Source organism: Kribbella sp. NPDC051952 (genome assembly GCF_040680855.1).
Classification (GTDB): domain Bacteria; phylum Actinomycetota; class Actinomycetes; order Propionibacteriales; family Kribbellaceae; genus Kribbella.
Map to the genome: position 1 here is coordinate 1 of NZ_JBFAXQ010000009.1, position 19,674 is coordinate 19,674.

Here is a 19,674-nt window from a genome sequence, read left to right on the forward strand (position 1 = left end):
GCTTGCCAGTCGCACGGCTTGTTCCCGGTCGGCGGTGGTGATCGGCGGCAGGCTGAGGGCAGGATCGGTGACGAAGGCAATCAGTTGAGCGTCGGCGAAGGCACCGGCCCCGACGTCACGCTCACCGACGTCGACCCAGGCACGGCCAAGGCACCCCGCGACCTCGAGCTGCCGCCCTGGTCCAAGGGCCGCTACGGCACCGCGATCGGCCGCGCGGTTCACGCCGTACTGCAGGTCGTCGATCTGTCCACCGGCGCCGGCCTCGAAGCCGCGGTCGCGACCCAGTGCCTCGCCGAGGGCGTCCTCGAGTACGCCGGAGTCGTCACCGGCCTGGTCCGATCGGCCCTGGCCTCTGACGTGGTCAAGCGCGCCGCCGCTCGCGAACACTGGCGCGAGTCGTACGTCGGTGCAGTCCAACCCGACGGCACCGTCCTCGAAGGCTTCGTCGACCTCATCTACCGCGAGGACGACGGCCGCCTGACCATCGTCGACTACAAGACCGACGCCATCCCGGCGGCGGCGCTGGAGAGTCGAGTCGCGTACTACGCCCCTCAACTGCAGGCGTACGCCGAGATCCTCCCCAACACCGCCCCACCGGTTCTGCTCTTCCTCAACCCCACCGAGGCCGTCGAGCGCAGCCTCTAGGCAACCAACCGCACCGCCAGTACGACGACCAGCAGGCTGGACGCCAGCGTGGTCACCAGCCGACCGAGGTGGCCGGTCAACACGCGACCCAGCAGAGCACCACCGCCGGCGAGTAGCAGTTGCCAGCTCGCCGACGCCAGGAACGCAGCCACGACGAACACGGCGCGCTCGAAGAGCTTGGGGGCCGTCGATGCGCCCGATCCACCGATGACCAGAGCGGCGAAGTAGATCACGGTCCAGGGGTTGAGCATCGTCATGCCGAGCATGCCGATGTACGCCCTGCGCGCACCGATCGCGGTCTCCTGCTCGATCACGGACAGCCGGTGTGCGCGGTACCGCCGTACGGCCTTGCCTGCTCCCATCGCGGCGAGCGCGATCAGGATGACGACCGACGTCCATCGCAACGGCTCGACGATCGGCACGAGCAGCGGCGCTAACGCGGACCCCGCAACTGCGGCGACCAAGGCATAGGCTCCGTCAGCCGACGCGATCCCCAACGCGGCCGCTGCGCCGACTCGTAACGAGCTCCGAGCGGTCAACGCGACCAGGTAGGTCCCCACGGGTCCGACCGGCATGGCAACTCCATAGCCGGCCAGTAGCCCGGCGACCAGCGCCGCGATCACGACTGAACGAGCGTCGACCTCCGGCAAAGGCCCGTCTGCTGCTGCGCCCGCGCCAAGTCGGCAGCAGGTTCGAACAGCAGCACTCCACGGGTCTCAATCATGCGACCCATCATGAGCACCACCCCGCAACCCCTCAACCGAATTTGCCCACCGCAACAAGGAGGTACGCAAGGAGAGGTGCTGTGACGGGAGGTGGGTGAGGTGTGGTGAGGGGTGAGTGGTGCGAGGGGGTGAGGTGTGACGGGAGGTGGGGAGGGCATCAACTGGCGGTGGTTGGGTTGTTAGGTGAGCAGTTCTAGGGACTCTGATAGGACCAGGCCTGCTGCTCCTAGTAGGACTATGTCGTCTTGGGTGTTGGCGAACTCGATGACCGGCTCGCCGCCCGGGTGGTGGGCGACGCCTTGGACGACGTGGTGCTCGATCAGCGACCGGAGTTGTTCGCCGCCGTTGACGATCTCGCCGTGCACGATGAACAGGTCGGGGGCGAGGGTCTGCTGCAGGTTGATGATGCCGACAGCAACGTTCTGAGCGAACGTCTCCAGCAACTCCCGAGCGCCGGGGACACCGTCGGCCACCAGCCGCGTGAGGGCCTTGACCGTCATCGATTCCGGGCGCGCGAGCCCGAGCGCCGCCGCTTGGCCGCGCAACCAGCGGTGGGATGCGATCGTCTCCCAGCATCCGCGCCGACCGCACTGACACACCGCTCCCCCAAGGTCGACGATCGTGTGACCGACCTCGCCGCCACCACCCGCCCGACCGCGATGCACATCCCCATCGATGACGACGCCGACGCCGATCGCTTCGGCGCAGTAAAGCGAAGCGAAGGACGACTTGCGTCGACCGGAGCCGAACCAGCGATCCCCGATCGCCTGCACCCGCGGATGCAGATCAAGATGAACCGGCAACCCGAGCCGACCGGACAAGATCGGCCCGAGCGCGAGACCGGAGAGGCGAGGCGCGAGGTTCATCTCGACGATCGTGCCCTCATCGGTGTTGACGATCCCGCCGACCGCCACCCCAACGCCCAGTACGTCGGTCGAGTCAGGCGGGACGACCTCTTCGACACAGCTGACGATGCGCTCGACGATCGTCTCGCGCGAGTTCCGAGTGCCCGAGTACTTACCGGACGCACGAGCCAGGATCGTGCCCGTCGGGCTCACCAAGGCGGCGTACACATCTTTGGGCAGCACATGTACGGCGATGATCGGCCGCCCGGCCGGGGAGAACCAGATGGGCCGGGGCGGCTTTCCACCCTGCGCACTGCCGCGCTGCGGCTCGCCCTCGAGCAGGATGCCCTCGTCGATCATCGGCTGGACGATCGAGCCGATCGTCGTCTTGGCGACGCCGGCGATCCGCGCGAGGTCGGCGCGGGACCGCGGACCCAGGTCATACAGGATCTGCAGCAGACGCGTCCGGTTGAGCCGCCCGGTGTCCGACTGGGAGATCAGCCGGCGCGCCGACTCGGCCCGCGAGGGCGTCCGGTAGGCGGGTGCAGTCTCGATCGGATCCACCCCATTCCGGTCCGCGAGTTCGGAGGTTTCTCTTGACACCGTAACGAGTTAGTCCGGAAAGTGTACATACCTCGCTGATTAGTCAGGAAAGCGACCGAACCCGGGACGGATTCATGAACGCACTGCAGAAGTTCTCGCTCGAGGGCAAGGTCGTACTCGTCACCGGCGGCAGCCGCGGCCTCGGCCGCGCGATGGCACAGGGCCTCGGCGAGGCCGGCGCCTCCGTGGCGGTCACGGCGAGGACCCTCGCCGCTGCCCAGGCGGCCGCGGCCGAGCTCGACAAGCTCGGCATCCGGTCGTACGGCGTACAGCTCGAGGTCTCCGATGTCGAGGACGTCGAGCGCGCGATCGAACAGGTCAGCACCGAGTTCGGCGAGATCGACGTACTCCTCAACAACGCGGGGATCGGGATCGGCGGTGCCGCCTTCGAAACCCCGGACACGTCGTGGCACGAGGTGATGGCGACGAACGTGGACGGTGTTTGGTACTGCAGTCGCGCGGTCGCGAAGCGGATGGCCGAACGGGGTGGCGGCACGATCGTCAACGTCGGCTCGATGTCGGCGCAGATCGTGAATCAGCCGCGATGGCAGATCTCGTACCTCACCTCGAAGGCGGCGGTGCACCAGCTGACCAAGGGGCTTGCCGCCGAATGGGCGCCGTACGGGATCCGCGTCAACGCGATGGCGCCGGGCTACTTCCTCACCGAGATGTCGCCGGTGGACCAGCCCGAGTTCAAGCCGTGGTGCGTGGACCCGGCCGCGATGAAGCGCTGGGGTGAGCCGGAGGAGCTCGGTCCGGTGGCGATCTTCCTCGCCAGCGACGCGTCCAGCTTCATGACCGGTTCCGTCGTCGTTGTCGACGGCGGCTTCACCCTCTTCTAGACCCCAGCGAAAGCAGACACACGTGCTAAGAATCGGAATCGTCGGCGCCGGACTACGTGGACGGCTCTTCGCCGACGCCTTGGCGGACCGCCCTGGCGTCGAGGTCGTCGGGTTCGCCGAACCATCCACGCGAGTGGCCGAGGACGCGGCCACCACGGGTCTGCCGGTGGTCCCGACGCACGTCGACCTGCTCTCGGATCTCGCGCCCGACGCGGTGATCGTCGCGACGCCCGACTTCGCACACCGCGAGGTAGCCGTCGACGTCGCGAAGCACGGCCTCCACCTGCTGATCGAGAAGCCGCTCGCCACCACGCTCGACGATGCCAACGCGATCGCCGCGGCGGTCGCATCCGGCGGAGGGCAATGCCTGGTCGGATTCGAGAACCGGTGGAACCCGCACGTACTGAAGGCCTACGAGAGCATCCAGGCCGGCGAGCTCGGCGTACCGATCACGTCGAACGCCACCCTCAGCAATTCGTACTTCGTGCCCACGCAGATGCTCTCCTGGGCGGCGCAGTCGTCACCCGCCTGGTTCCTGATGCCGCACACGATCGACATGCTCACCTGGCTCACCGGGCGTACGCCGACCCGGGTCAGCGCGGTCGGATCCCGCGGCATCCTCGAACAGCGTGGAGTGGACACCTGGGACGTCATCCGCGCACTCCTCACGTTCGACGACGGCACCACCGCGTCGCTCAGCTCGGCCTGGGTGCTCCCGGACGCCGGCGAAGGAATCGTCGACTTCCGCTTCGGCGTCATCGGCACCGAGGGTTCGTTGTCCGCGGACCTCAGTCACCAGGGGCTGACCACCGTCACCGATCGCCAGCGCTCGCTGTGGCCCCTCTCCGGCCGCATCGGCCGCTCCGCCGTCGGCCCCGCCGTCTGGATGGTCCAAGACTTCGCCGCCGCCCTCATCGACGGCACCGATCTGGGGCCCGGCATCGACCAGGGCCTGCTGGTCACCAGAACCATCTGCGCCATCGAAGACTCCCTCCGCACCAGTGCCCCCATTTCCCTGTAGCCGCAACCAATTGCGACCGTCCGCCTCCGTTCAGTTGCTGGGCTGTCACTGAGAGTTTAAGGAACTTCGAGGTATCGCAGGCGGGATGATTACTGCGTGTGGATAACGGGAAGTGACCCTCGCGTGGAGCTGAGCGGCGGGTCGCCTACGATCTGCGGAAACAGTGAGGAATCCGTTCGGATGATGGTCCGCCCGCTGGCGGGTCTGCCACCAAGAGTGTGAGGGTGTGGCCATGAACATCGGTACTCGGAAGATCGTCGTCGATGAGGCGATCGCGCAGTTGCGGCTGTACGCCGAGACCAACGGCGCCGTGTTGCAGTACTACGACGGCTTGCCGGGCATGACGTGCGTCGGCGGTTCCGACCCGAACCAGGTGACGCTCGAGGACCTGGCCCGGACGATGGTGATCGGATCCGACCTGCGCGCCCTGGACATCCCGTGGCTGCTCGAGGTGGAAGCGGAGAAGGAGTTCGCCGCGATCCCGGTCGACGCGCGGCTCGAAGACGCCAAGCCGGGCAGCGACCTGTTCGAGGCGGCGATGGCGCTGGACGAGAGGTTCACCGGCCACCGCGGTTTCGGTCAGGCGAAGAAGTCGAAGCTGCTGCACCTGAAGCGGCCGTTCCTCTACCCGGTCAGCGACAGCTTCATCCGGATGACCTACACGAACGCGGCCGCCGGTGCGGAGCTCCTGGCCGCAATGCACCGCGACCTGGTCAACCCGGCCAACGTCCGCGACTTCAAGCTGCTGCAGGTCCGCCTGATCGCCGAGCCGCAGACGTCCGCCGCCCGGCTGCTAGGCGAAGCGCCGACGCTTCGCCTGCTCGACATCCTCGCCTCACTACTGGGTGAGGCTAAATAACCCCGAGCCGCGCCAACGGCTCAACAAGCTCGCGTTCCTCGTAGGACAGATGTGAGAGCAGCGTGTCGTCCAACAGGTCGACCGCTGCCCGCAGACCGTCGATAGTCCCGGACCCATCGACGAGCGCGACCAAAGCCTTGTCCACACCTTCGAGTACGTCGTGAATGATGTGGTGCTCCTCCTGCAACCGATCCACGACGGGCACGAGCGCCGGGTCAGCTCGCCGGATGTGCGGGAAGAGCGACGCGTCCTCAAGTGAGTGGTGGGTAGTCACCAGCCGGCAGTAGGACTCGCAGTACGTGCCAAGAGTCCAGTTGTTCTGCCGCATGGTCATCGTGTTGATGTGTGAACGCGCCGCCCCGACACCGAGCGACCCAGCCGCGACCTGTTCGACCAGATCGCGGATCTGCTCGAGCTCCGCACGCAGATGGTCGTGTACGTCGATCAGATGCTGACCCGACGACAGCTGGTACGGCGTGTACGTGCGCTCCGGATCCAAAGCCGGACCAGTGGGACGCTCCGACTCGTCCAGTACCTGTACGGCGCTCCGCCGGACAGCCGGAGGTGGTGTCGGCATCACACTGAAGCCGCCAACAGTCTGAGCGACCGGTGCAGCAGCAACGACCTCACCAGCCCGTGCTGCCGACACCGCCTCACGCACTCCCGCCGCAACCTCAGCGAACCGGCGGATGTCGTCCGGATCGTCGGACCCGAGGATGTACGTGCTCATCCCCTCGCCCAACGTCAGCTCGGCGAGCTGGTCGATCCACAGCTCCTCCGGCCCCTGCAGGAACCCGCCGTTCCCAGCAAATCGGCCGGACAGGTTGTAGAGCCGTCGTACCGAGGCCGGGTCGCGCCCTGCCTCGACAGCGGCCTCGTCGATGAGCTTGTTCATCGCGGCGAGCTGGTCGGGTCCGGCGTACGCACTGCTTGGGAGCCAGCCGTCGGCGAGGCGACCGGTGACGGCGAGCATGCGCGGCTTGTAGGCACCCAGCCAGATCTCGACGTCATGCGCCGGCTGCGGACCGCGCTTGGCACCGGAAACGCTGTAGTGCTTGCCGGGGAGGCGAATGCCGCCGCCGGTCGGTGTCCAGACCTCACGGATGATCGCGATCGCCTCTTCGAGCGCACTGATGCTCTGACCGGTCGTGAGCTCCGGGCCGGCGTTCGCGGCGACCGCGTCCAGGAAGCCGCCTGCACCCAGCCCCAGCTCGACGCGGCCGCCGGTGATCAGGTCCAGCGTGGCGACACTGCGAGCGAGTACGACGGGATGGCGCAGCGGAAGGTTGGCGACGTTCGTGGCGACCTTCACCCGCTGGGTCTGCGCGGCGACCGCGGACATCAGGGTCCACGCATCCATCAGGCGCGGCTGGTACGGGTGGTCCTGGAAGGTGACGAGATCGAGGCCGACCTGCTCGGTCAGCTGGGCCAGCGCGATCACCCGGGCCGGATTGTCGACCGCGGGGGTCAGGAACGTGCCGAAGACCAGCTCGTGGCCGTAGTCCATGGTTCACCTTCACCTGTCGGAGGTTCGCTCGCCAGCAAAACTACTTCGCTAGCCGAATAATCTCAATAACAGACCATCTGCTGGCCAACGTTAGAGCAGGCGGAAGGCTTCCTCTGGCGACAGGGTGGAGCCGGTCGCAAAGGCACTGTCGTAGTCCGGCGCGACCCGAGCCGCGGTGACCGCCCGAGTGAGGTCCTCGGACTCGGTCGAAGCGATCAGATAGTTCTCCGTCGCCCGAGTGGCGGCCGCAGCGCCGAGCAAGGTCGCGGCCAGCGTCTTGTCCGGGTGGCAGGCCGCGATTCCCTCCAGCGCCCAGCACATGCCCCGGAGCGAGTCGAACTCCACGGAGATCCCGAAGGCCTCCTTGTGCAGCGCCAGCGCGCCCGCCGCGTCCCCCTGCAGTTCCCTGACGAAGCCCAACTCCTCCAGCACCATGGACAGATAAAGGACAGGCTCGCTCTGCCGACGCGCAGCCTCGATCAAGGCCTCCAGGCGCCGAGACGCCTCGTCGAGAGCGCCAGTACGCCGGGCCGTGAACGCCAGCACGATCTCCGCAAGAGCCTCCGTGGAGCGCTGACCTTGCTCGGTCGCCAACCGCAATGCGCGCTCGCCGTGCGTGCGGGCTGTGTCATAGCGCCCCTGCCGGACCGACGTCCAGCCGAGCATGCCCAGTGCGCCGGCCACCTCCGGCCAGAGGCCCAGCTCCTCGGCGATCTCCGCGCTCTCGAGGCTCAGCCGTGCTGCCTCGTCGAAATCGCCCGTGAGCTCCGCATACGCGCCGAGCCAGCCAGTTGCCTGCAGCATGCCCCACCGGTCCCCCAGCGACCGGAAGATCCGCGCACTCGCTTCAGCATCGGCAGACAGGGCGGCGAGATCGGCTCGGACATGCGCATGCTTCGCCCGAGCCGACAACGCGGCCCCGACGCCCCACTGGTCGCCCTCGGTCTCAAAGGTCTTCAACGCGCGCTCCAGCAGCGTGAAGCATGTGCTGAGGTCGCCCGCGTCGATACCAGTGTGGGCAATCCACCACTGCCCCCGAGCGTCCGCCGAGTCCGCCCAGCGATCCCGCTCCGCCGCCGCGCCACTGTCACCCATCAGGTACAGGAACCCGACCCGCCAGGCCCCCAACCGAGCAGACCCCGGAACACTCTCCAAGGACCGCAGAGCCTCCACGTGACGCCCACGCAGGAACCAGTACCAGGCCTGTGCGTCCACCAACCGCTCAGCCAAGTCCAGCTGCGCACTGGAGACCGCCCAGTCCAGCGCGGTCCGCAGGTTCGCCGAGTCCTCATCCAGCAGGTCCAACCAGCGACCCTGGTCCGAACCGAACAACTCCGCCGACTCCGCCAGCGACGTGTAGTACGAAAGATGCCGTTGCCGCACCGCGTCCAACTCATCGGCCGCACGCAGCTTCTCGACGCAGTACGCCGCCACTGACTCCAGCAACCGATAACGCGGACCCTGCAACCCGTGCACGGGTACGACGAGCGACCGGTCGACGAGCCGGATCAGTACATCCAGCACGTCTGGCTCATCACCGACCACGGCCGCAGCCTCCGCCGTACAACCATCCGCATGTACGGCGAGACGTCGCAGGACGGACTGCTCTTCCGCAGTGAGCAGCTCCCAACTCCAGTCGATCATCGCCAGCAGAGTCTGCTGACGCGGCGCCGCACCCCGGTGTCCCGTCGCCAGCAACCGGAACCGGTCATCGAGGCGTGCCACCAGCCCACGGACTCCCAGCGCGCGCACCCGAGTCGCAGCGAGCTCCAGTGCCAGCGGAATGCCGTCAAGCCGCCGGCACAACACAGCCACGTCATCGGCGGTCTCTGCGGACAGAGTGAAGTCGCGAGAGGCCGCAGCGGCACGAGCCACGAACAGCTGCACCGCACTGCATTCACTCAGCGCGTCCAGGTCCAGCGCGGGCGCCGGAACCTCGAGCGGCGGCACGTTCCACACCACTTCGCCAGCGAGGCCCAGCGGCTCCCGACTCGTTGCCAGCACACGGAGTCCCGGTGCCGTAGCGAGCAACCGGTCCGTCAGCTCAGCCACCGCTGCGATGACGTGCTCGCAGTTGTCCAGCACCAGCAGTCGTGAACCCATCACAGCCGCCAGTCGCTCGACGACTGCGCCAGTGCTGTCCCGAAGATCCAACGCGGCCTGTACAGCGTCTGTGAGTGAGCTGGCCGTCGCCGCGGCGAGCTCGACGAGTACGACGCCATCCGGGAAGCGCTCGGCGACATCAGCGGCCGCCGCGATCGCCAGCCGCGTCTTGCCCACTCCCCCAGGCCCGGTCAGCGTCACGAGACGAGATGCGCTCAAACCCGACGCAACGTCCTTCACAGCCTCACTCCGGCCCACCAGCTCCGTCAGCTGAGCAGGCAGGTTGGACCGGGCATTCGGCAGCTCTTGCGTGAGGATCGACTGATGCAGCGCGACTAGCTCGGGACTGGGGTCCAGACCGAGGTCGTCCAGCAGCAGGCGGCGTAGTTCCTCATAGCTCTCCAGTGCCTCACTCTGCCGGCCACTGCGGTACAGAGCCTTCATGTGCGAGGCCCGGAGCCGCTCTCGCAACGGGTAGGCGGCAACCAACTCACCGAGCTCGCTGACAGAGCCGATCCGCTCCTCGTGCCAACTCTCCAGTGCAGTCAGGCGCTGTTCGGTCAGCCGCGCCACCGTCGTCTCCACGAACGCCTCGTCGGCAAAATCGGCGTACGCCGGACCGCGCCACAACGCCAGCGCCGCACCGAGGTCCCCGGCCGCAACCAGGTCAGCGAACCGCAGGGCGTCGTACGACGAGCTGTCGAGGGTGAGCGAGTACCCCGCGGGGCCAGACTTGACCAGGGCACGGCTACCGGGCTCGGCGTCCTCGAAAGCGCGGCGGAGCTGCGAGACCTTGGCGGACAGTGTGCCGGCCGGATTGCCGGGTAGATCCACGCCCCACAGGTCGTCGATCAGGCGGTCCGCGGGGACGGGACGACCCTCGTGGACCAGGAGGTCGGCGAGGAGCGCACGGACCTTGAGGCCCTGCACAACGACCGGCGTACCCGTATCTGTCCAGGCCGTTACCGGTCCGAGTACCCCGAAGCGCATCTCAGCAGCCTATTCCGACATCCGGCCCAGCGACCGGAAAGAAACCGTAAACGGGTTCCGGCAGAGTCTGGGACATCGGAAAGACGCCGGAACGACACCCGGGAAGGAGGCAGGCGATGCGACTGGCAGTGATCATCGGCAGCACCCGCCACGGGCGGTTCGGACCGACCGTGGCGCAGTGGCTGGCCGAGCAGGCCGCCCAGCAGTTCGAGATCGACCTGGTCGATCTGGCCACGACCAACCTGCCCACCACCCTCCCCGACACCGATGACGAGACGCCGACAGAGGTCGCTGTACTGGCGCCACGGCTGGCGGACGCGGATGCGTTCGCAGTGGTGACGCCCGAGATCAACAGCAGCTTCCCGGCGCCGCTGAAGACCGCACTGGACTGGTACTACGAGGAATGGCATGCCAAGCCGGTGGCGATCGTCAGCTACGGCCGGGAGACCGGTGGACGGAACGCGACCGCGCAACTGCGCCAAGTCTTCACCGAACTCCAGGCCGTCACCATCCGCAGCACGGTGGCACTTCCCTGCTACTGGGAGCAGTTCACCGCGGACGGCGGCTGGCCACGGGCTTCGGCCGGCTACGAGGCCGAAGCCAAGATCATGCTCGACCAGCTCGTCTGGTGGGCCGAAGCGCTCCGGGACGCGCGCACCAAGCGTCCCTACCAACAGTGAGAAAGAAAGGCAGAACCATGAGGAAGCTGATCGAGTCCACCTTCATGTCCCTGAACGGCGTCATCGAGAACCCGCAGGACTGGAGCGCGCCGTACTGGGACGACGAGCACTCCGGCTACTCGCTCGCGCTGATGGAGGGCGTCGACGCGCAGGTGCTGGGCCGCGCCACCTACGAATCCTTCGCGGAGGCCTGGTCGCAGCGCGGCGGTGACCCGTACACGGACGCCTTCAACGCAATGCCGAAGTACGTCGCAACCCGGACACTGACCGACCTGACCTGGAACGCCCAGCCGCTCGAAGGCGACGCCGCCGAGGCGGTCAAGCGGCTCAAGCAGGAGGACGGTGGCTCGCTGATCAAGTTCGGCACCGGCTCGTTCTCCAAGACCCTGCTGGAGAACAAGTTGGTCGACGAGTACCACTTCTGGATCTTCCCGGTGCTCGCCGACGGCGACAACATGTTCCACGGCCTCGGCCTCGACATGACCCACCTCGACCTGCTCGGCACCACCACCTTCAAGTCCGGCATCGTCGTACACAAGCTGGCCCCGAAGGCCTGAGAACCAAGCCGATCCGGCCGGTCACCGATTCCTCGGTGACCGGCCGGATGCTTGTGTGCGAAGTCGCTGGGTACCGGTCTGACTTCGGGGATGTGAGGCGGCGCTGGGGACCGCCTGCCAGAGGTCCTCGCGATCACGGACGAAAGATCGCAGGTCCGCGCCACAAATCGGACTGGAGGTCTGATGGATACCGTCCTGACCATCGTCATCATCGTTGTCGTCGTACTCGCGGCGGCCGCACTGGTCTTCATGTACCAGCGCAAACGGTCGGAGCAGCTGCACAAGCGCTTCGGCCCTGAGTACGAACGCAGCCTCGAGGAATCGGGTGACCGGCGCAGCGCCGAGCGCGACCTGCGTGAGCGCGAACGCCGGGTGTCGAAGCTCGACATCGTCCCGCTGAGCGCGCAGTCCGCCCAGCTGTACCGGGAGGAGTGGGCCAAGATCCAGCAGAGCTTCGTCGATCGTCCCGCCGAAGCCGTCGCCGATGCGGATCAGCTCGTACTGCGGATGATGCGCGAGACCGGCTACCCGGTCGACGAGTTCGACCAGCGGGTCAACGACATCTCGGTCGACCATCCCGACGTGGCCTCCCACTATCGCGACGCCCATCGGGTCGCGGTCGCACAGGCCCAGGGCGAGACCGACACGGAGGAGCTCCGCCAGGCGGTGACCTCGTACCGCTCGCTGGTCGACGCCCTGCTCACGAACGACGACACCCAACCGGACGACGAGAAGGAGCACAAGCATGACAACGCCCGATGACCGCCGCCCCGACGCGCTCGACGACGACCGCGTCGTGACCGACGACGACCGCGTCTTCACCGAACCCGGCACCGACCGCACCGACGCCGGCCTGCGCAACGGCGCCACAGACGACACCCTGGACAACCGGACCACCGGCGACGCCCTGGACGAAAGCCGTACAGGCGACGCGCTGGACGACCGGCGTACAGGTGACGCGTTGGACGACCGCCGTACAGGCGACGCCCTCGACGACCGGCGTACGGGCGATGCCCTGGACGACCGGACCACCGGTGACGCGTTGGACGACCGGACGGCGGTCGACCCGGTGACGACCGACGCCGCGACCACCGATCGCACCGCAAGCGAGCCCCAGGATCTCAGCCAGCAGCCGTTGGTGAATCCCGACGCTGTGGTGGACTTCCGGTCCCGGTGGGAGGTCATTCAGCAAGGGTTCGTGGACGACCCGCGCAACGCGGTGAGCGAGGCCGACAAGCTCGTCGACGACCTGCTCAAGCGTCTCTCGGACACCTTCGACCAGCAGCACCAGGACCTGGAGAAGCAGTGGTCCGACGGAGAGCCCAGCACCGAGGACCTCCGCTCGGCCCTGCAGCGTTACCGCGCCTTCTTCCAGCGCCTGCTGACCCTGTAGAAGCGCCACCACAGTCAGCCCGTACGGCGTCCGCCGTACGGGCTGACTGTTTGTTGCCTAAGGCATGATGTTCTGGTTCAGGTGGAAGAGGTTGCCCGGGTCGTACTTCCGCTTCACCTCGACCAGACGGTCGTAGTTGCCCTTGTAGTTGTCCCGGATCCGGCTCTGGTCGTCGTCGGCCATGAAGTTGATGTATCCGCCGGACTCGGAGTGCGGCGCCACGTCGTCGTAGTACGACCTGACCCACTCGATGCCGGCCTCGTTCTGGGCCGGGTCCGGCCACATGCCGGCGATCACCGTCGCGAAGTTCGCATCCCGGTAGGCGAAAGCGGTCGAGTCCGGCGTGACCCGGTGGCAGGCGCCGTTGATCGGATAGATGTGCACGGTCGAGTTCACCGCCGGCAGACCGGGCGCGTGCCGCAGGTGCGCCTGGATCGCCTCGTCGGTCAGTTCGGTGACGAAGTTCGCCTTCCAGTAGTGCTGCAGGCCCGGCGGTACGAGCGCGTCGAACATACCGTTGAGGGCCGGGTACGGCATCGGGCCGACGTGCTCAGCCAGCACCGGCGCGAACTCGCGGAACTTCGAGATCTGCGCCTCGCCCTGATCGGGATCACCGGCCCAGCAGCCGACGATCGCGGCGAACGGCTCGCCGTGCCGGTCTTCCGGGATGAACGGCAAGGGCGGCGCGATCTGGAACGCCGGGAACCCGCCGAGCTCCTCGGGTGCGTCCGCGATCAGCTCCCGGAACCCCTCCAGTACGGCGGTCGCGTCGGACAACTCGAAGAACATCGGGCCGCCGAAGATCGTCGAGACCGGCGCCAGCCGGAACTCCAGCGCGGTAACCACGCCGAAGTTGCCGCCGCCACCACGCAGTGCCCAGAACAGGTCCTCGTTCTCCTTCTCACTGGCGATCAGGAACTGCCCGTCCGCCGTCACCACATCGGCCGAGATCAGGTTGTCGCAGGACAGCCCGAGCCCACGGGCCAGGTACCCGATCCCGCCGCCGAGCGTGAGCCCACCGACACCGGTCGTCGAGATGATCCCGCCGGTCGTCGCCAGCCCGAAGGCGTGGGTGGCCGCGTTGAAGTCGCCCCAGGTCGCGCCACCGCCGGCCCGCGCGGTCCGGCTGACCGGGTTCACCCGCACGTTCCGCATCCCGCTCAGGTCGATCACGACACCGTCGTCGACCGTGCCGAACCCGGGCACGCTGTGACCGCCGCCGCGGACAGCGAGATCCAGTTCGTTGGTCCGCGCGTAGTCCACCGCGGCCATCACGTCACCGGCGTTCTCGCACCGCACCACGACCTGCGGCCGCTTGTCGTGCATCGCATTGTTGACGCGGCGGGCCGCGTCGTACCCCTCGTCACCCGCGGTGAAGATCTGTCCCCTGGTCCGTTCCCTCAGGTCTTCCATCGTGCTCATGTCCGCTCCCCGGCATGTCGGTGTTCGGCAGAGCGGCGCGCGTACGACGCACGCCACGCAGGCCGGTCGCCGGCGTCGAGGGCAACGCGAGCCTTCACCCCGAAGAGCGTCTGAACCCCCGACGGGCACACCGGTCCTCCCCCAGGACCCGCCCGTTCACCCCCGACCTTCTCTCGCCAACGGCGTGGCGTCAATGCCTGAAAAATGTTGGCGGCCGATGTCAAAGCCCGCCCGTCGGCCCCGACCAGGGGGTACAAGGCAGACATCACCTGGAGGACATCATGCGGAAGATCATGTATTACGTGCACCAGTCGCTCGACGGTTTCATCGAGGGTCCGAACGGCGAGTTCGGCTGGGCCGAACTCGGTCACGAGTTGGGCGAGTACTCGATGAGCCTGACCGAGCGCGCCGACACGTTCCTGTACGGACGGACGGTCTGGGAAATGATGTCGTCGTACTGGCCCAACGCCGAGGAGATGAACCCGGACGAGCACGCGGTCGCGTTCGCGCCGGTCTGGCGTACGACGCCCAAGGTCGTGCTCTCGACCACCCTCGAAAGCGCCGACTGGAACACCCGGATCGTCCGCACCGCCGACGAGATCAAGGCGATCAAGGACGAGCCCGGCAAGGACATCCTGCTCACCGGCAGCGCCAGCGTCGCGGCCGCCCTGGCCGAGCGCGGCCTGGTCGACGAGTACCACGTGATCGTGCACCCGGTCGTCCTCGGCGGCGGCAAGCCGGGCTACCGTCCGGCCGACGGCCGCACCCTGCGCCTCGCCGACACCCGCACGTTCGACGGCCGCACGGTCCTACTCCGGCACGACCTCGTCTGATCCGTCGGTCAGCGTGGTGAGGAGCCGGCTCTGCGCCTGGTCGAGGTGGTAGGCCATCCGGTCGGCGGCGGTGCTCGCGTCGCCGGCCCGGATCGCCTCGAGAATCGCCGCGTGCTCGGACGCGACCGTGGACGGAGCCGCCTTGCGATGCGCCTTGTACTGACCCATCGTCAGGTGCACCTCACCCAGGATGAGCTCGTGCATCCGCGACAACCGCCGACTGCCGACGGCCGACACCAGCGCCGAGTGGAACGCGATGTCCGCCTCGACCTGGTCCTCGAACAACCGGTCGCGGGCCGCGTACTCGATTGCGACCTGGGCCCGCGCGGCGTCGGCCGGCACCTCGCCGGTCACCGCCAACGCGGACACCGCGGCCTTCTCGATCGTGACGCGACTGAAGAACAGGTCCCTGATCTCGTCCTGGTCGAGCACCGGAACGACAGCCGTCTTGTGGGCGGTACGGCGGAGCAGACCGTTCGCCGTCAGCCGTTCCAGCGCGGCCTTCGCCGTCGGCCGGGCCACGTTGTACTCGGTCGCGAGCCGGACCTCGGTGAGCTTCTCGCCCTGGGGGATCTCGCCATTCACGATCCGCTTGCGGATCGACGCGTACAAGGCGTCGGTCAGCGACGACGGACCGAGCTCCAGGCGCGCTTCGGTACTCACTCCACCCCCTCGGGAGAACTGGTCTGGCAAGTGTACTGGCCTAGTAACCGGCGCTTTTGTCAACGACGTTGTTCAGCGGTTCGCCCGCGATGAAGCGGCGGAGATTCTCGGCGATGATCTCCTGGCTGCGCCGCCTGGTCCCGGTGCTCGTTGCGCCGTTGTGTGGTGTGACGATGACGTTGGGCAACGACCAGAACGGGCTCTCCGCCGGCAACGGTTCCACCCCGTGCGCATCCAGCCCGGCACCGGCGATCTGACCGGTCTGCAACGCCTCCAGCAGCGCGTCGTCATCCGCGATCCCGCCGCGCGAGATGCAGATGTAGTACGCCGACTTCTTCATCCGCGCGAACGCGTCCCGGTCGATGATCCCGGCCGTCGACGGCGTCCGCGGGGTCGTGACCACGACGAAGTCCGACTCCGCGAGCAACCGGTCCAGCTCGACCAGTTCATCGACGTACGGCGTGGGCAGCTCGGGCCGACGTCGTACGCCGAGAACTCGCATGTGGAACGCCTTCGCCTTCTGGGCGAGGTCGATTCCGGAGTTGCCCAGACCGTAGATACCGACCGTGAGCCCGGCCAACTCGCTGTGGACGAAGTGGTCCCAGCGGTGATCGGCCTGCGCCCGCATCCACCGCGGTACGTCGCGATTCAGCATGAGCATCAGCAAGATCGAGTGCTCGGCCAGCGAGATCCCACCGTTGCCGGCGCTCGACGTCAGCACCACCGGCGATGCCAGCATCTCCGGCGTGAGGTCGGCGTCGACGCCCGCCGACGGACTGTGCACCCAGCGCAACCGCGGTGCCTTCGCCAGCACCTCGGGCCGGACCCGGCCGATGACTGCTTCCATTTCGCCGAAGATGTCGGCGGCATCATCCAGAGAGTCGACGAACCGGACCTCGGCCCCGTCGGACGCCGCCAGCACGGCCGGTGATTCTTTGCCCACTACAACGATCTTCATCATTTCAGTCCCGTCGTGGCGATTCCGCGGATCAGGTACTTCTGCGCGACCGCGAAGAAGATCAGGATCGGGATCAGTGACAGCAACGACATCGCGAACAGCATGCCCACCCCACTCTGTGTCTCGGAGTCGACCATCGAGTTCAGCGCCACCGGCACGGTGAACACCTGCGTCCTGGTCAAGTAGATCAACGGTACGAAGAAATCGTTCCACGTCCAGATGAACGTGAAGATCGTGGTGGTGACCAAGGCCGGTCGCATCAGCGGCAGGACGACGTACCAGAAGGTCAGGAACGGGCCGGCGCCGTCGATCCAGGCGGCCCGGTCGAGCTCCCGCGGCAGCGTCCGGATGAACTGCACCATCAGGAACACGAAGAACGCGTCGGTGGCGAGGAACTTCGGGATCAGCAGCGGCCAGTAGGTGTTCACCAGCCCGAGCTGGGAGAAGAAGATGTACTGCGGGATCACCAGCACGTGGAACGGCAGCATCACAGAGGCCAGTGTGATCGCGAAGTACACCGTCCGCATCCGGAACTGCAGCCGGGCCAGCGCGTACGCCGTCAACGAGCAGGAGAACAGGTTGCCGAGGATCGACCCGATCGTGACGATCAGCGAGTTGACGAAGAACACCGAGAACGGCCGGTTGAGCACATGCCAGCCGTCCTTGAAGTTCTCGAAGGTCAGGTCCTTCGGGATGATGCCGGGCTCGGTCAGGATCTGGTCACCGGGCTTGAACGCGCTCACCACCATCCAGATCAGCGGATAGATCATGATCGCCACGAACACCAGCAGTCCCAGGTGCTTCAGCACCGGTCGGGCCGTCATCAGCTGTCTCCGTAGAAGACCCAGTACTTCGACACCAGGAAGTGCAGCGCGGTCACCACGGCGATCGCGACCATCAGCACCCACGCGAGCGCCGACGCATAACCCATGTCGAAGGCAACGAATCCCTGCTGGTACACGTACAGCGTGTAGAACAGCGTCGAGTTGGCCGGACCGCCGGTGCCACCACTGATGATGTGCGCCTGGGTGAAGGTCTGGAACGCGCCGATCGTCTGCAGGATCAGGTTGAAGAAGATGATTGGCGTGAGCAACGGCACCGTGACGTGCACGAACTGCTTGAGGACCCCGGCGCCATCGACCCGAGCCGCCTCGTACAGCTCGTCGGGAATCTGTCGCAGACCGGCCAGGAAGATCACCATCGGCGAACCGAACGTCCAGACATTCAGCACGATCAGCGTGGCCAACGCGGTCCGAGGATTCTGCAGCCAACTCTCGCCATGGATCCCGATCAGCGCGAGCCCTTTGTTGATCAGGCCGTCGTCGCCGAAGATTTCCCGCCACAGAATCGCGATCGCCACCGAAGAACCGAGCAGCGACGGGAGGTAGAACGCGCTGCGATAGAACGCCAGCCCGCTCAGCCCGCGGTCGAGGATCAGCGCCAGGATCAACGCGAACCCGAGCTGCAGCGGCACCGACACGACCACGTAGACCAGCGTCACCCGCACCGACGCCCAGAACTGGTCGTCGTGGATCATCCGCTGGAAGTTCTCCAGCCCGGTCCACTCCGGTGCGTTCAGGATGTCGTAGTTCGTGAACGCCAGGTACAGCGACGCGAACAACGGCACCGCGGTGATCCCGAGGAAGCCCAGCTGCCAGGGAATCAGGAAGACATGGGCCGCCCTCCCCTGGCGGTTGAGATGGAAGGCAGGTCTGCGTGTCATGCGGCCCGCTTGATCCCGGCGTTGATGTCGTCGAGCAGCTTCTTCGCTCCATCCGGTACGGCGGTCTTGCCGAGCGCGATTTCCTCGCAGATGCGGGTCATCGCCGTCCGCCAGGTGCTGGAACCGGGCGGCGCCTCGTACCGCGGCTTGCGTTCGGCCGCACGCTCCTTCGCGACGACCGCGAGCATCTCGGTCTCGTCCGGACTCGCGAACGCCTTCGCCTGCTCGGCCACCTTCGGGTTCGTCGGCGCGCCCATGGTCAGCCGGACGGTCTTCAGCATCTCCGGGTCGTTGACGTTGTACTGGAGCACCTTGCCGGCCGCCTCGAGGTTGCCCTCGTCGATGCGCTGGTAGATCGCCATCCGCGGGAAGTACAGGTACTTGTGCCCGGCCGTCGAGGTCGGTGCGACCGGCGCCGCCCGCAGCCGGAACTTCTCCTTCGGGAACATCTTCGCGTCGTCGATGATGTGGTTGGAGTTGCCGAAGTTCACCAGGACCTTCTTCCCCACCTGCGCCCAGTCCGGGCCCATCCCCTCCTGCTCGCTCAGCGACAACGCGGCCCCGGCCTTGCGCAGCTTCTCCCACCAGTCGAGCCAGCTCCCGAGTCCGTCCACGGTGAACCCGGCCTGACCGTCCTCCGTCCACAGCTGCTCACCACGCTGCCGCAGCCATGCTTCGAAGGTGAGGTCGTGATCGGGCGCGTACGGCGTACCCTTCCGCTTCCCGGGATTGTTCTTGCTATAGGCAATGAGGAGCTCGGCCAGGGAGTCCCACGTCCAGCCCGGTCCCTCGGCCGGAACCGTCACCCCGTCGGCCTTCGCGACCGTCTCGTTGTAGCGGATCACCGGGGTGAAGATCGCGAACGGCACCGTGTTCAGTTCGCCGGCGAGCTTGAAGGTCTCGAGGTCATCCTTGCTGTAGTCGTCCCACTTCAGCGACGGGATGTCGTCGAGCTTCCGGTACAGCTTGCTCTTGTGGTACGTCATCACCTGCGGCGACGCGATCCAGAAGATGTCCGGTACGTCGCGGGCGGCGATCTGGGTCGTCATCCGTTCCTGGAAGGCCGTGTAGTCGGCGAACTCCGGCTCGATCGTGATCGACGGGTTCGCCGTACTGAACTGCTTCAGGGCCTTGGTGTAGTTCTGCTGCCGGATGTTGTTGCCCCACCAGGCATAGCGCAGCGTCACGTCACCGCCGCCACCCGACGGGCCGCCACCGCTACCGCTGCAGCCGGTCACCGCCGCCGCAGCCAGTCCGGTGCCTAGCGACAACTTGAGAAATTCACGTCGATCCATCTCGCTCTCC

19 protein-coding genes are annotated in these 19,674 nt (G+C 66.9%); 9 read left to right on the plus strand and 10 right to left on the minus strand.

Going from position 1 to position 19,674, the window contains the following annotated elements; genetic code table 11:
• Window positions 1-645 (plus strand): PD-(D/E)XK nuclease family protein (locus tag AB0L70_RS18285; RefSeq protein ID WP_363685393.1); only part of this gene is annotated, 645 nt, incomplete at its 5' end.
• Here AB0L70_RS18285 and AB0L70_RS18290 read toward each other — a convergent pair.
• Complete coding sequence (locus tag AB0L70_RS18290; protein ID WP_363685395.1) at window positions 642-1,268, minus strand: LysE family transporter; 627 nt, start codon at window positions 1,266-1,268, stop codon at window positions 642-644. The two genes, AB0L70_RS18285 and AB0L70_RS18290, sit on opposite strands and share 4 nt — an antisense overlap.
• A gap of 281 nt (window positions 1,269-1,549) precedes the next feature.
• On the minus strand, window positions 1,550-2,818 hold the full coding sequence (locus tag AB0L70_RS18295; RefSeq protein ID WP_363685397.1) for an ROK family protein: 1,269 nt from the start codon (window positions 2,816-2,818) through the stop codon (window positions 1,550-1,552).
• A gap of 74 nt (window positions 2,819-2,892) precedes the next feature.
• Between AB0L70_RS18295 and AB0L70_RS18300 the strand changes: the two genes are divergently transcribed.
• The 3 genes from AB0L70_RS18300 to AB0L70_RS18310 all read left to right on the plus strand — a co-directional run bounded on the left by AB0L70_RS18300 (window position 2,893) and on the right by AB0L70_RS18310 (window position 5,540).
• On the plus strand, window positions 2,893-3,660 hold the full coding sequence (locus tag AB0L70_RS18300; protein ID WP_363685399.1) for an SDR family oxidoreductase: 768 nt from the start codon (window positions 2,893-2,895) through the stop codon (window positions 3,658-3,660).
• Between the two features lie 22 nt (window positions 3,661-3,682).
• Window positions 3,683-4,681 carry a Gfo/Idh/MocA family oxidoreductase gene (locus AB0L70_RS18305; protein ID WP_363685401.1) on the plus strand — a complete coding sequence of 333 codons (999 nt, stop codon included), beginning with the start codon at window positions 3,683-3,685 and terminating at the stop codon, window positions 4,679-4,681.
• A 232-nt stretch (window positions 4,682-4,913) separates the two neighbouring features.
• A complete protein-coding gene (locus tag AB0L70_RS18310) occupies window positions 4,914-5,540 on the plus strand; it encodes a DUF6308 family protein (RefSeq protein WP_363685403.1) in 627 nt (208 codons plus the stop codon).
• Here the strand turns inward: AB0L70_RS18310 and AB0L70_RS18315 are convergent.
• Together AB0L70_RS18315 and AB0L70_RS18320 are read right to left on the minus strand one after the other, a co-directional pair.
• Window positions 5,533-7,047, minus strand: a complete 1,515-nt coding sequence (locus tag AB0L70_RS18315; protein ID WP_363685405.1) for an LLM class flavin-dependent oxidoreductase — start codon at window positions 7,045-7,047, stop codon at window positions 5,533-5,535. The genes AB0L70_RS18310 and AB0L70_RS18315 overlap by 8 nt on opposite strands.
• A gap of 90 nt (window positions 7,048-7,137) precedes the next feature.
• A complete protein-coding gene (locus AB0L70_RS18320; protein ID WP_363685408.1) occupies window positions 7,138-10,140 on the minus strand; it encodes a BTAD domain-containing putative transcriptional regulator in 3,003 nt (1,000 codons plus the stop codon).
• A gap of 116 nt (window positions 10,141-10,256) precedes the next feature.
• Between AB0L70_RS18320 and AB0L70_RS18325 the strand changes: the two genes are divergently transcribed.
• From AB0L70_RS18325 to AB0L70_RS18340, 4 genes are all read left to right on the plus strand, one after another.
• Window positions 10,257-10,820, plus strand: a complete 564-nt coding sequence (locus tag AB0L70_RS18325) for an NAD(P)H-dependent oxidoreductase (RefSeq protein WP_363685410.1) — start codon at window positions 10,257-10,259, stop codon at window positions 10,818-10,820.
• 17 nt (window positions 10,821-10,837) lie between these two features.
• Window positions 10,838-11,377, plus strand: a complete 540-nt coding sequence (locus AB0L70_RS18330; RefSeq protein WP_363685412.1) for a dihydrofolate reductase family protein — start codon at window positions 10,838-10,840, stop codon at window positions 11,375-11,377.
• A gap of 183 nt (window positions 11,378-11,560) precedes the next feature.
• Window positions 11,561-12,139, plus strand: a complete 579-nt coding sequence (locus AB0L70_RS18335; protein ID WP_363685414.1) for a hypothetical protein — start codon at window positions 11,561-11,563, stop codon at window positions 12,137-12,139.
• Window positions 12,123-12,770 carry a hypothetical protein gene (locus tag AB0L70_RS18340; RefSeq protein ID WP_363685416.1) on the plus strand — a complete coding sequence of 216 codons (648 nt, stop codon included), beginning with the start codon at window positions 12,123-12,125 and terminating at the stop codon, window positions 12,768-12,770. The genes AB0L70_RS18335 and AB0L70_RS18340 overlap by 17 nt, the downstream gene beginning before the upstream one ends.
• Window positions 12,771-12,827: 57 nt before the next feature.
• Here the strand turns inward: AB0L70_RS18340 and AB0L70_RS18345 are convergent, their stop codons facing one another.
• Window positions 12,828-14,192 carry an FAD-binding oxidoreductase gene (locus AB0L70_RS18345; protein ID WP_363685418.1) on the minus strand — a complete coding sequence of 455 codons (1,365 nt, stop codon included), beginning with the start codon at window positions 14,190-14,192 and terminating at the stop codon, window positions 12,828-12,830.
• Window positions 14,193-14,473: 281 nt separating this feature from the next.
• Between AB0L70_RS18345 and AB0L70_RS18350 the strand changes: the two genes are divergently transcribed.
• Window positions 14,474-15,025 carry a dihydrofolate reductase family protein gene (locus AB0L70_RS18350; protein WP_363685420.1) on the plus strand — a complete coding sequence of 184 codons (552 nt, stop codon included), beginning with the start codon at window positions 14,474-14,476 and terminating at the stop codon, window positions 15,023-15,025.
• On the opposite strand, the gene AB0L70_RS18355 is transcribed toward AB0L70_RS18350, so the two are convergent.
• From AB0L70_RS18355 to AB0L70_RS18375, 5 genes are read right to left on the minus strand one after another with little or no spacing between them, the layout of a single operon-like run.
• The gene (locus tag AB0L70_RS18355) at window positions 15,002-15,688 is read right to left on the minus strand and encodes a GntR family transcriptional regulator (protein ID WP_363685422.1); all 687 of its coding nucleotides are present in this window, start codon (window positions 15,686-15,688) and stop codon (window positions 15,002-15,004) included. The genes AB0L70_RS18350 and AB0L70_RS18355 overlap by 24 nt on opposite strands.
• A gap of 40 nt (window positions 15,689-15,728) precedes the next feature.
• A complete protein-coding gene (locus AB0L70_RS18360; RefSeq protein WP_363685424.1) occupies window positions 15,729-16,646 on the minus strand; it encodes a D-2-hydroxyacid dehydrogenase in 918 nt (305 codons plus the stop codon).
• Window positions 16,646-17,470 carry a carbohydrate ABC transporter permease gene (locus AB0L70_RS18365; RefSeq protein WP_363685426.1) on the minus strand — a complete coding sequence of 275 codons (825 nt, stop codon included), beginning with the start codon at window positions 17,468-17,470 and terminating at the stop codon, window positions 16,646-16,648. The genes AB0L70_RS18360 and AB0L70_RS18365 overlap by 1 nt, the downstream gene beginning before the upstream one ends.
• Entirely contained in the window at window positions 17,470-18,369 is a 900-nt protein-coding gene (locus AB0L70_RS18370; RefSeq protein WP_363685428.1) for a sugar ABC transporter permease, read from the minus strand. Before AB0L70_RS18370 ends, AB0L70_RS18365 begins: the two co-directional genes overlap by 1 nt.
• Window positions 18,366-19,664, minus strand: coding sequence for an ABC transporter substrate-binding protein (locus AB0L70_RS18375; protein WP_363685430.1), 1,299 nt, complete (start codon window positions 19,662-19,664; stop codon window positions 18,366-18,368). The genes AB0L70_RS18370 and AB0L70_RS18375 overlap by 4 nt, the downstream gene beginning before the upstream one ends.
• Window positions 19,665-19,674: the final 10 nt, after the last annotated feature.